Origin of the sequence: Pontibacter roseus DSM 17521 (genome assembly GCF_000373265.1) — a bacterium.
Classification (GTDB): domain Bacteria; phylum Bacteroidota; class Bacteroidia; order Cytophagales; family Hymenobacteraceae; genus Pontibacter; species Pontibacter roseus.
The window spans coordinates 226415-238205 of record NZ_KB890768.1 but is presented as its reverse complement, the minus strand read 5'-3'; the positions used below and the strand labels follow the sequence as shown (position 1 = coordinate 238205).

Annotated in this window: 8 protein-coding genes and 1 tRNA gene; 2 read left to right on the top strand and 7 right to left on the bottom strand. The window is 50.9% G+C overall.

Features of this window, described 5'->3' with window-relative positions:
• Positions 1-184: DNA cytosine methyltransferase (locus tag B051_RS21665; RefSeq protein ID WP_033317049.1), on the bottom strand; the 184-nt coding region annotated here is incomplete at its 3' end.
• A 323-nt stretch (positions 185-507) separates the two neighbouring features.
• Here B051_RS21665 and B051_RS22260 point away from each other — a divergent pair.
• Positions 508-975 carry a very short patch repair endonuclease gene (locus tag B051_RS22260; RefSeq protein WP_322786354.1) on the top strand — a complete coding sequence of 156 codons (468 nt, stop codon included), beginning with the start codon at positions 508-510 and terminating at the stop codon, positions 973-975.
• A gap of 273 nt (positions 976-1248) precedes the next feature.
• Here the strand turns inward: B051_RS22260 and B051_RS0119200 are convergent.
• From B051_RS0119200 to B051_RS0119185, 4 genes are all read right to left on the bottom strand, one after another.
• A tRNA-Ala gene (locus tag B051_RS0119200) sits at positions 1249-1322 on the bottom strand.
• A 122-nt stretch (positions 1323-1444) separates the two neighbouring features.
• On the bottom strand, positions 1445-4816 hold the full coding sequence (locus tag B051_RS0119195) for a TonB-dependent receptor (protein ID WP_026236538.1): 3372 nt from the start codon (positions 4814-4816) through the stop codon (positions 1445-1447).
• 219 nt (positions 4817-5035) lie between these two features.
• Positions 5036-8152: a TonB-dependent receptor gene (locus tag B051_RS0119190; protein ID WP_018479856.1), complete on the bottom strand. Its 3117-nt coding sequence runs from the start codon at positions 8150-8152 to the stop codon at positions 5036-5038.
• A 121-nt stretch (positions 8153-8273) separates the two neighbouring features.
• Positions 8274-8915: a C40 family peptidase gene (locus B051_RS0119185; protein ID WP_245539668.1), complete on the bottom strand. Its 642-nt coding sequence runs from the start codon at positions 8913-8915 to the stop codon at positions 8274-8276.
• A 72-nt stretch (positions 8916-8987) separates the two neighbouring features.
• On the opposite strand from B051_RS0119185, the gene B051_RS0119180 reads away from it, so the two are divergent.
• On the top strand, positions 8988-10391 hold the full coding sequence (locus B051_RS0119180; RefSeq protein ID WP_018479854.1) for an FAD-binding oxidoreductase: 1404 nt from the start codon (positions 8988-8990) through the stop codon (positions 10389-10391).
• 67 nt (positions 10392-10458) lie between these two features.
• Here the strand turns inward: B051_RS0119180 and B051_RS0119175 are convergent, their stop codons facing one another.
• Complete coding sequence (locus tag B051_RS0119175) at positions 10459-10740, bottom strand: hypothetical protein (RefSeq protein WP_018479853.1); 282 nt, start codon at positions 10738-10740, stop codon at positions 10459-10461.
• A 24-nt stretch (positions 10741-10764) separates the two neighbouring features.
• The gene (locus tag B051_RS0119170) at positions 10765-11661 is read right to left on the bottom strand and encodes an alpha/beta fold hydrolase (protein ID WP_018479852.1); all 897 of its coding nucleotides are present in this window, start codon (positions 11659-11661) and stop codon (positions 10765-10767) included.
• Positions 11662-11791: the final 130 nt, after the last annotated feature.

Genomic DNA, 11791 nt, shown 5'->3' with positions numbered 1-11791 from the left:
TGGCTATTTCTTCTATAACTTCCCTGCTTCCTAAGTCCCTGTTGTAGATGGGATGAGTAAAATTCTGCTTGTATACCTCTATGGCGGGAGCCCAGTTGTCAAATGCCGCCTCTATAGTGTATCCTGCATTCTGAAAACCCAACGACATTCCACCGCATCCCGCAAATAAATCAACTACTTTCATTCTTATATATGTACTTAAAGTGTATTCTCTTTAAAATATTTGGAGACAATAAGCTCCTACAGACACTATTATAAATCGCTATGTTAGGCTTCATGATTTAAGTACTAACATCTGTAGCCATTTACACCAACTCTTAGGTTGTAATCTTAATCTTAAAAATACTTTATTTTTAGCTCTCTAACTTACTCGCGCAACTTAAAATTGATAGAATAATATAAGTATATTGATTATAAGGCGGTTAATAAGATTTGATTAGGAGAGTTTGCCTAAAATTTCACAGTTTTGACATTGTTTATTTAGGCTTAGCTGAACAAGTAGAACCCATGTTTTCCAGCCATTGTTCTGAAGATATGGCTGACAATTTGAGCAAAGAGAAGCGGAGCTATGCGATGAGCTGCGTCAAGAGTAAAAACACTAGACCCGAAATGCTTGTTAGAAAGTTCTTGCATTCAAAGGGCTTTAGGTACAGGTTGCATTCAAAACAACTGCCAGGCAAGCCCGATGTTGTATTAAGTATGTATAAAGCAGTAGTATTCGTTCATGGTTGCTTTTGGCACCACCATTACTCAGGGTGTAGTAGAAGTCGACTGCCTAAATCGAATGTAGAGTTTTGGGAGAAGAAGATTAAACGCAATATAGATCGCGACAAACAAAATCTACAACATTTGCATATGCTTGGCTGGCGTACCTTTATAGTTTGGGAATGCGGGCTATCAAAAAGCAGAAGAGATTTGACACTCAATAATCTAGTGCATGATATAAGAGATGGTGCCCTTAATATCAGAAGTTAGATTTAATAATTATGATCCTTAAGTATCATAAAATATGCATAGCTGCCCTTTTTAAAGAAAGTTTACTTGTTAAGTAATGTAGCTGATTATATTTAAGCTGCTTCTCTTCTGTTAAGGATAATTCTAGAACTTAATATTTGCCAAGGGTAATAATATTAAATTTTGTTTGGCAATTTATTCAACTTAGCTATTAGGTAGAAGAAGTTGTATGTACTTTGTATGTACCAAAAAAAAGCACTTACAAGTTTAACCTCGTAAGTGCCTGATAATGAGTGGAGAATATCGGAGTCGAACCGATGACCTCTTGCATGCCATGCAAGCGCTCTAGCCAGCTGAGCTAATCCCCCTTATTGCTGAACTGGCACAAAATTAGAACAATTTTCGAATATCCAAAAACAGAAGCGGCAGTTTTTGAAAATAAAAAAGGCGGGACATTTGTCCCGCCTTTTCTTGCTCTGGTTTATTACCCTTAGTTGAAGATGTAACGAAGACCTAGCTGTGCATACCAAGTGGTAGAAAGAGTTGTGATGTCTCTGAAAGGCGTTGTTGGAAGTACAGTCTGGCCGTTTTCAGTCACAGTTCTCATCTGGAACGTTGGTACACCATCATTGCTAATCGGAGTTTCCTTAGTGTTCGTAGTCAGGATGCTCTGGGCGTTGTTGAATCCTGTAAAGATACCCCACTCAGAGTTAATCAGGTTACCTACATTCATCACGTCAGCAGTGACCTGCAGTGTGTTGCGCTTGCCACCAATGTTGGTGTAGACATCCTGAATCAGTTTGAGGTCGAAACGGTTCAACCATGGCATCAGAGAGCCGTTACGCTCAGCGTACTGGCCACGTCTTGTGCTCAGGTAGTCGTCATTCTCGATGAAGGTGTTGAACGCCTCACGCTGCTGCTCAGGTGTAAATAGTGTTGCACCTGTTTTAGGGTCAATAATAGGTGCGAAGTTCAGGTTTTCCACCTTGTTCGGCACGTACAACAGGTCAGCGTTGATGCCGTCTTTGTTGATGTCACCGTTGTACACATACGAGAAGCGGCCTTGGTGCGAGCCGTTGTAGAACAACGACACAGTGGTAGCTAGGTGGTTGAAGTAGTTGATTTTGTAAGAAAGGTTACCTACTACGTTGTGAGGAACAGCATACTGCGACTTGTACAGAATCTGCTCGTTCGGGCCATTTACAGATGGGCTACCCAACCAGGCAGAAGAAGCGTTTGAACCTGGGTTACCAGATACTTCAGTTGCATGTGTGTAGGTATAGTAGATGGAGCCATACAGGCCGTTGCGGGCAGGAAGTGACAGACCCACTGTGCTGCTGAGCGATTCGCCTTTAGCAGAAGTGTTTGTCAGTACCACGGCAGTGTTCGCGTTTACAGCAGCGTTGTATTTTGTACTGTTAGCGCCTTCTGGGTAATATTCTCTTCTGTCGTTCTCGCCCTCACCACCATAGTTCAGTGTTGTAGGAGCGTCTTTTCTGTTGGCACCAAACTGGTAAGCAGCGTTCACGTCTTTCGTGTAGATTACGTCTGCAGTAGCTACCAACGGTGTACCCGGGATGGTGTAGTCAGCGCCGATGCTGGTTCTCCATACCTTAGGCATTTTGAACTCGTTGTCAACCAAAGCGAAGCTTGTAGGAACACCTGCTCTTGGGTTCTTGATGAACACGTTCTGCGCGCTGGCAGGTGTGTTGTTCAACCAGTAATAAGGGTCTTTGTTGAAGCGAATATCGCCAATCCAACCGGCTACTGATGCATAGCTGTTTGGCTCTACGTTGTTCTGGATTACACCAGAGTTCGAAGGCATGTTTGTCAACCATACGAAAGGAACACGGCCGTTGAACAGACCAGTACCACCACGCAGTTGCAGAGAGCCATCACCAAGGGCATCAAAGTTGAAGCCTACACGTGGAGCCAACATGATTCTTGACTTTGGCCATTCGCTGGTAGTGTACTTTCTCTCACCGCCTTCTGGCGTTCTCAGAGTAAGTTCATCAATAGAAGGGTTAGCAGTCAGGTCGTTCATGTACACTGGCATGTCTGCACGCAGACCCAGTGTCAGGTCCAATCTGTCAGTAGCGGCAAACTTGTCCTGGATGTAGGCACCGGCTGTTCCCAATACGATTGGAGCGTATGGGTCCTGACCTTCGTAAGGGTACGTCAGACCGAACATGATAGGAGCCACCTCGTTAGGAGTACCAGTCTTCAGAAAGTCTTCAACAGACTCGTAACGGTAGTAAGAAGTACCCATACGGATGTACTGGTTACCAAACTTCTGAGATTCAAAAGTGGCACCACCTGTAATGGTGTGTTTACCAGCCAGGTAGGTCAGGTTGTTGGTGATGCTGTAGTTATTGTTCAGCACGTCGTTGCCAAAAGTGAACAGCTCATAACCAAACGACATGTAGTTTGAGTTACGGTTTCTGTCACCATCCCAGATGTCAACCATTGGGAAGATTTCGCTAGGAGAGGTACGCGTGTCCTGGATGCGGCTGTAGGTGGCCAGGAACTGGTTGGAAAGACGGGAAGAGAAGGTGCTGTTTAATTCAGCGGAAGCCGAACGCACAATGTTCTCCGTATCATACATGGTCTTGGAGAAGGCCATAGACTGGTCGCTCACACGGTTTACGGAAGAACGTGGGCTAGGACCGGAGCTGCCGTTTACCAATGAACCTGCCTCGCCAACCACCTGGTTGTAGCGAACAGCCAGTTTGTGCTTGTCGCTGATGTTCCAGTCAATACGAGCCAGTAAGTTGGTGCTCTTGGTGCCGTTTTCGTTGGCGTAGTTCTCGTAAGAGCCTGGGTCATAGCCCCAAACATTAATCAGGTGGTTGCGAACTGCGTCCAAGTCAGCTCTTCTTGTTCTGGCGATGTTCTGGTCAGGGTTAGCTACACCGTCAGTCGATGCTTTCCAAAGGTTTACTGCATTCGGGTTAGTGCCTTTTTCATCAATTGACTCAGCGTTCACGAAGAAGAACAGTTTGTTCTTGATGATTGGACCACCCAAACGGAAACCGAGTGTACGGCTAGAAGTCTCATTGCCTTGGTCCAGTTTCATGTCGTTCACCTTGCGGCCATTCATGTCCTGGTTGCGGTAGAAGCCATAAACGGAGCCAGAGAACTCGTTGTTACCGCTACGCGTAACGGCGTTGATACCAGCACCAGTAAAACCGCTTTGACGAACGTCGAAAGGAGCGATGTTTACCTGCACCTGCTCAATCGCATCGATAGAGATAGGCTGCGAACGGCCTCCAGGAAGTGGGTTAGAGTTCAGACCGAAGCCGTTATTGAAGTTGGCACCGTCAATCTGAACGTTGTTGAAGCGACCGTCGCGGCCTGCGAAACCATTGCCATTAGCCTGTGGTGTCAGACGTGTGAAGTCAGTAAGGCTTCGTGTTACAGTAGGCAATGTAGCAATCTGCTCCGTGCTTACGTTGGTAGCGGCACCTGTTCTCTGTGCGTTGAACACAGAAGACTGGTCGGCTGTAACGGTTACTTCAGACAGCTGCGTGCCACCGGCAGACAGAACAGCATCGAGCACGTAAGGACGGCCCAACTGCAATGTGATGTTGTTGTAAGCCATCGGCTGGTAGCCAATGTAGCTCACCTCTACTGTGTAAGGCCCACCGATACGGGTGTTGGCGATGTTGAAGCGTCCCTCTGTGTTGGTGACAGCTCCGTAAGTAGTGCCCGAAGGCTGGTGGGTAGCTCTGACGGTAGCGCCAATTAGTGCCTCACCATTCGAATCCTTTACAGATCCACTAACGCTACTCGTTGTCACCTGTGCATGCAGACTTGCAATACACAGCAACATGAGGAGTGTTGAGAGTAATAACTTTTTCATAAAAAGATTGATTGATTTTTTGCCCGCAAAATTAGGCTCAATTACTCGAATTGCAACTACTTAGAGATTAATTTATTATTAATAAAATGTCCTGTGTTATTTGTTTCAAAGCCGCTTAGGAATTATTAAATTACGGACCAAATGAAGTTCGAACTTCAGGCAAAACGGCGAAGGCTGGGCATATGCCCAGCCTTCGCCGTTTGTACTAAAATTGGGGTCTTAGTTAAAGATATACCGGATGCCGACCTGGCCTTGCCACCTGGAATCAAAAGGGGAAATGTTATACGCCCTGTTGTTTGGATTAAAGGTGAAGGTGGGCTGGCCTGTGAAATCGTCCCTTCCTGCGTAACGGACGATTTCATTGGCGCTGTTCGTCACGAAGTATTGCCGGCCCCACTCCCTGTTCAGGAGATTACCCACATTGAACACATCGAACGTGAGTTGTAGGGTATGGCGCGCTTCCCCCGCGTTGATGTAGAAGTCCTGGAACAAGCGTAAATCCCATTGGTGCGTCCAGGGCATGCGTGCACCGTTCCGTTCGGCATAGTCTCCGCGGCGGTCATCCAGATAGTCATCGTCGCTGATGAAGGCATCAAGGGCCGCCCACTGCTCTTCCGGCGAAATAATGGTGGTGCCGACAGTCAGGGGCACCAACAGGATTTCGCCCTGGTTGCGGGGCACGTACATCAGGTCGTTACCAAAGTTGCCATCCCCGTTCAGGTCCTGCGCATAGAGGTATGTGAAAGGTGCGCCGGATTGCCCTTGGTAAAAGAGGGAGATACCTGTCGCAAAGTTGTTGGCATAGCGGAAGGTATAGCCGCCTGAGCCAATAATGCGGTGGCGGATATCGAAGCGGGAGTAGCTCAGCTCCGGGTTGTTGGGGTCGTTGACAATCTGGTTGAACTCATAATTGGAGAGGGCGGTGGAGTTGGTCCCGCTGTTGACGTCCTCTGACTTGCCGTAGGTATAAGCCACTGTCGTGTTCAGCCCATTCGCAAAATCCTTGCGGAGCTGGCCCGTGATGCTGTAACGGTAGCCCTCGTCGGTGTTGTCCAGCAGAATCACGTTGGTGTAAGAGGGGTTCCTGCGGCGTTGCGCCGGGAAGAAGTTCCGGTTGTCCGGGCCCACCAGCTGACCTTCTGGCGCCGCTAGGTTGAGGTCCCGGTAGACCACATCGTTCAACGTCTTGGAGTAGATGCCTTCTACGGTCGCGATTATTTCTCCTGGCAAGGTATAGTCCAAAGCCAGGTTGCTGCGCCATACCTGCGGCAGCTTGAAATCTTCGCTAATCACGTTCACTTCCACAGTCCGTACGGGTGTGCCCGCATTTCGCTGTTCGTTGGGGTCAGCCACAAAGGTAGGAGGGGTGCGTTGGTCCACCGTTCCCAATATCGTACCTGTGTTAACGAACTGGTTGGAGAGCCATACAAACGGAACCCGACCTGTGAAAATACCCGACCCGCCTCTGATTTGTAAGGAACGGTCATCAGTAGGGGTGTAGTTGAACCCTAGCCGCGGCGCCCACAGCAGCTGCCCTCCCGGGGTCTTGTCTGTTCGCAAACCAGAACGGATTTCGGCAAAGTCAGACTCCAATTGGGTATTGCGGGCCGGCTGGTCAGGGAAGGCAGGGATATCGAGCCGCAGCCCCAGCGTGACGCGCAGCTGCTCAGAAAAATTATACTCGTCCTGCACGTAGAAGCCCAGCTGGGCGGCATTGAACTCCGCCGCCGGGCGAGGGTCGTCGGTTAGCGAATACGTAGCGCGTACCCGGTTCGGTCTGTTGTTGAAGAAGTCATCAAGGGAGTTGAAGTCCCAACGGCCGTTCAGGTTATTGATAAACAGGTTCCTGAATTTGAAGAACTCGTTGTGCGTGCCGAAGGTCAGGTTATGCGATCCTAGGGTATAGGTGAAGTTGTTGGTAAACTCAAAAATGTCCTGGTCCAGCTCGTTGGCAGTAGAAGAGCGCTGGGAGCCAAACTCCAGGGTGCCCACCGGGTCAGAGATGGTGACCTGCGGGAAGAGCGCGCCGGGCGTGCTGCGGCTCTCCCGGATGCGGGAGTAGCCCAAAATGAGCTTGTTTGCCATCTCATTGCTTATCCGGCTGTTCAGTTCCGCCACGGTGCTGTGGGTGAGGCTGTTGAATTCGTAGGCGTTGTTGCCGAGCCGCACGAAGTTTCGGTTCCTGGTAAACTCATCCTGCATGGCGTCTACGATGTTATGGCGGAGTGTGAGCTGGTGTTCGTTGGTGATATTCCAGTCGAGGCGTGCGAAGTACTTGTTGCTCTGGGTTTCCCTGTCAAAGTCTCCGAAGGTGCCCACGTCATAGCCGTAGGTAGTCCGTACGAAGTCGGATAGCTGTTGGGCGGCGGAGAGGGGAATCTGCGACTCTGCCGAGCCAGGGGCGAATCGTACCGGCTCCGTGATGCGGGTGGCATCGTAGTTAAAGAAGAAGAAAAGCTTGTCCTGGATGATGGGGCCACCCAAACGGGCGCCATACTGGTAGTTGCTGAACTCATCGGCCCGCACACGTGGGCCCTCCACGGCTTTGCCAATGGTCCGTTCTGTACGGCCAAAGCCATACACTGAACCCGAGAACTCGTTGGTGCCGCTACGGGTCACGGCGTTGATGCCGCCGCCGGTAAAGTTGCCTTGGGTCACATCATACGGCGCCACTACTACCTGTATCTCCTGGATGGCGTCCAATGAAATAGGCTGCGTGCCTGCCCCACCGCCTGGCGTGCCGCTGCTTGAGAGGCCGAACACGTCGTTGTTCACGGCTCCATCTATAGTGATGTTGTTGTAGCGGTTGTTGGAACCGGCGATGGAGTTGCCGCTGGCTTGTGGGGTAAGGCGAGTGAAGTCCTGTAGGCTTCGGCTGAGCGTAGGCAGCCGCTCCAACTGCTCTCGAGAAACGTTTGTGGCGGCACCTGTGCGGTCCTGGTTAAAAACGTCGCTCCGTTCCCCCACAATCTGAACTTCGCCAAGTTGCTGTGTGCTTTCCTGTATGGTAAGGTCAACACGGGCCGTCTGACCCAGGCTGAGTGTTATGTTCTCCACCACCTGCTCCTGAAAACCCACATAAGAAGTCCTGACAGTATAGGGGCCGCCCACACGCATGTTCAGAATGCTGAAGCGGCCCTCCGCATCAGTGCCTGCCACATACTGCGTGTTGGTAGGAGTGTGCACGGCTATGATGGTGGCTCCGGGCAGTGCTGTGCCACTCTGGTCCCGTACTGTACCGCTCATGGCAGCAGTAGTAGCTCCCTGCGCCCACGCCAGTTGGCCAGTCAGTAGCAACAGCAGGAACAGGAGTATCCTTGTGTAAAATGTCCTCATAATACCTATAAGTTTGATGAAAAATCATAATCACTTATAAGTACGTAGTAACTAGTTGTTTATGTCTTGTTTTTGTATAAAATTTGTCTTGTCAGTCTTAACATAATTCAGGTAGGGCTAGCTATTCTGCAAACGGACGGACGGCCTTGATGAAAATCTTCTGATAGTGTTCTGAGAAGAAGTTGTTCTCGATGACCCCCAGGCTGGTGGAGGCGTGTATGAACTTGACCTCGCTGTCATTGACCACCTCCGTCACCATACCCACGTGCGTGATTTCGCGGCTGTTCCTGCTTGCACCAAAAAACACCAGGTCTCCTTCCTTCAGGTCTTTGGGTCTCACCTCTTTGCCATACCTGCTCTGCTCCTCCGAAGTGCGCGGCAACGCCACGTTGATGCTTTGGAAGGAGGTGCACAGCAGGCCAGAGCAATCCATGCCTACGCGGCTGGTGCCGCCCCAGCGGTAGGGAGTGCCGGTGTAGGAGCGGGCGGTCTCGATAACGGTGGCCACGTTCTCGTCCAGGCGACGTGGATTGGTCACTTTGGTACGGCTGGTGCGGTCTTTTGAGGCCAGCGGCTTGCCTTTGGAGCTGCGGCGAGCTGCCATTTTGCCCGCTTTTCGCGCCTGTCGTTTCTCCTCTGCTATCTCCCTGGCTGATTTGTAGGTCTCCCCCCGCTTGCTAAAAGTCGGCTTGGAAGACTGGCAGGAAGCCATGATAAGGACCAGAAATATAAATAGGGCAGAAGTAGTATAAAGTGTTCTCAAAGCGTAAATTGGCAATAAGTGATACAAAAAAGAAGAGCTGGCTAAATTAAGCAGAAGCCGTCCTATTTAAAAATGGAATTTAATATACTTACCCCCGAACTCACCCGAGCCCTTGCCGCCATAATAGGCGAGGAGTACGCGGTGCTGCCCACTGACGCAGAGGGGATGCAACACTATACCCACGATGAGACCGAGGACCTGCGCTACATGCCGGAACTGGTACTCAAACCTAAGAACGCAGCGGAAATCAGTCGTATTATGCGGCTGTGCCACGAAAATATCATTCCGGTAACACCCCGTGGGGCAGGCACGGGCCTGAGCGGCGGTGCGCTGGCGGTGCATGGTGGCGTGGTGTTGTCTACGGAGCGGCTCAATGCCATCATCCAGATAGATGAGCAGAACCTGCAGGCGACCGTTGAGCCCGGTGTGATTACGCAGGTGTTCCAGGAAGCGGTGATAGCCCGTGGGTTGTATTACCCACCAGACCCTTCCAGCCGGGGCAGCTGCTTTCTGGGCGGCAACCTGAGCGAGTCATCGGGCGGACCACGGGCAGTGAAGTATGGCGTCACCAAGGACTATGTGCTCAACATGGAGGTGGTGCTGCCCACCGGAGAGATAACCTGGACAGGGGCCAACGTGCTCAAGAATGCCACCGGGTATAACCTGACGCAGCTGCTCATCGGGAGCGAGGGTACTTTGGGCGTCATCACTAAAATCGTATTTAGGCTCATACCTTACCCGCCACAGAACCTGGTCATGCTGGTGCCGTTCCGAAAAGAGGAGGAGGCATGCGCGGCTGTGTCTAGAATCTTTATGGCAGGTATAGTGCCGTCGGCGCTGGAGTTCATGGAGCGGGATGCCATTGAGTGGACAAGTCGCTACTTGGGTTTAGGTATGGTCATGGCCGAGGATGAACGCGCGCACCTGCTCATTGAACTGGACGGCAACGACATGGACCTGCTCTACAAAGACGCGGAGCGGGTGTACGAAGTGCTGGAGACCTTTGACGTGGGCGAGATACTGGTGGCCGATACAGAGAAACAGAAAGAAGACCTGTGGCGCCTGCGCCGGAACGTAGGGCATGCTGTGAAGAGCAATTCCATCTACAAAGAAGAGGACACGGTGGTGCCGCGCGCCCAGTTGCCGGTGCTGCTGCGCGGCGTGAAGGAGATAGGTGAGCGGTACGCTTTCAAGTCGGTCTGTTACGGCCACGCTGGCGATGGCAACCTCCACATCAACATCGTGAAAGGCGACATGTCCGACGATGACTGGGATAACAAGCTGCCCGAAGGTATAAAAGAGATATTCCGGCTGTGCGTGTCATTGGGCGGTACTATATCCGGGGAACACGGCATTGGGTTGGTACAACGTCCTTACATAGGTATAGCCTTAAACGAGGTACAGCTATACCTGATGCGGGGCATCAAGCAGCTCTTTGACCCGCGGGGGATTCTCAACCCGGGCAAGATTTTCTGAGAAAACAGCGGGGGCAGCCACTTGGTGGCTGCCCCCGCTGTTTTTTATATATGGTGTCTTCGGTTATTTATCTGTTAGTTGATTTGCCTTCCGCTGCATTAGGTTTCTTTGCGGCGTCTTCGGGCTTTTTCTCGGACAAGTCTGCGTCGAGTTCACGTAGGGTATGCCAGGACTCCAGCAGGTTTCGGGGCGACTCATGCAATTCAGCCTGTGGTGAGTTAGTCTGGATGTCATGACTCTTGCCAGCGGCATTGCCCAGGTTGTGGAGCTGGTGCTGCTCCTGGTTTGCTTTCTCGGTGGACTGATGGCTACGGAACAAGGCCTCCTGTGATGCTTTATCTGGTTTCATAGTGAATGTTCAGTTTATAGTTCATTAATGGTGTTCTGCCTTCTCTTTCTTCTTCTCCTCTTCCCGGATGAAATTGTGCACATAGTTGGCGACCTCCTCAGCGTTCTCCTCCATCAGGAAATGGCCGCTGTCCTCAAAATGCAGCACATAGCACTCGTGAAAGAACTGCTTCCAGCGCTGGAGCGCCTCTATCTTTACTAATTTGTCGCGCTCACCCCAGAGGATGAGCGTCGGGATGTCCTGTATTTTCTTGCGCTCCTTCCAGAGTTCGTCATACCATTTGCTCACGCCCACCAGTTCACGGGCGCAGGCAAGGGACTTGACCGGCTCATCGGGGTCGCCAAGGGCCTTGGTATACTGCTCCTGGATTTTCTCCGGCATCTTGCTCTCGTTCCCGAACAGCTCGTGCACCAGCGTGTTGGTGGTGACGTTCAGCTTGGAATGAAGGAACTTGCCCAGCGGGCCCACCAGGTATTTGCTCGCTTTTGAGAAAACCTGGTGGTTCGACAAAGACCAGGTCCAGGTGTTGAGCATGACGATGTTGGTCACATTCTCCGGGTACTTTATGGCGTAGGCCAGACCGATGGGAGCACCGAAGTCGTGCACCACCAGCGTGAACTCCTTCAGTTGCAGGTGCTCCATGAGCTGCTCAAAGTTGGCCGCATGGGCCCGTGGCTTGTAGCTCCAGTCCTTCGGCTTGTCCGAAAGGCCGAAGCCAATCAGGTCCAGGGCCACGCATCTGTGCGTCTTGCTCAACTTTTTTATGAGATTGCGGTACACGAACGACCAAGAGGGCGTGCCATGGATAAACACAATCGGGTGGCCCTCTCCCTCGTCAATGTAGTGCATCTTGCCAGCTTCTAACTCCAGGAACTTGGATTCGAAAGGATATTCTTTGGTGTCCAGCCAATCTGGTTTCATAAGTGCATCAGGGTGTTTACTATCATCTATACTTGAGATACCTGTGTGGGTTGTTCGTTCAGGTAAAAAAGCTGTTGGGCACAGGACTTTCGGGGGCGGGTGTATGAAAACATCCGAATGCCGTTATTTA

Coding starts and splice junctions, on each gene's coding strand:
- B051_RS0119190 (WP_018479856.1), bottom strand. CDS start 8,152: ATGAGGACATTTTACACAAGGATACTCCTGTTCCTGCTGTTGCTACTG.
- B051_RS0119195 (WP_026236538.1), bottom strand. CDS start 4,816: ATGAAAAAGTTATTACTCTCAACACTCCTCATGTTGCTGTGTATTGCA.
- B051_RS22260 (WP_322786354.1), top strand. CDS start 508: ATGTTTTCCAGCCATTGTTCTGAAGATATGGCTGACAATTTGAGCAAA.
- B051_RS0119175 (WP_018479853.1), bottom strand. CDS start 10,740: ATGAAACCAGATAAAGCATCACAGGAGGCCTTGTTCCGTAGCCATCAG.
- B051_RS0119170 (WP_018479852.1), bottom strand. CDS start 11,661: ATGAAACCAGATTGGCTGGACACCAAAGAATATCCTTTCGAATCCAAG.
- B051_RS0119180 (WP_018479854.1), top strand. CDS start 8,988: ATGGAATTTAATATACTTACCCCCGAACTCACCCGAGCCCTTGCCGCC.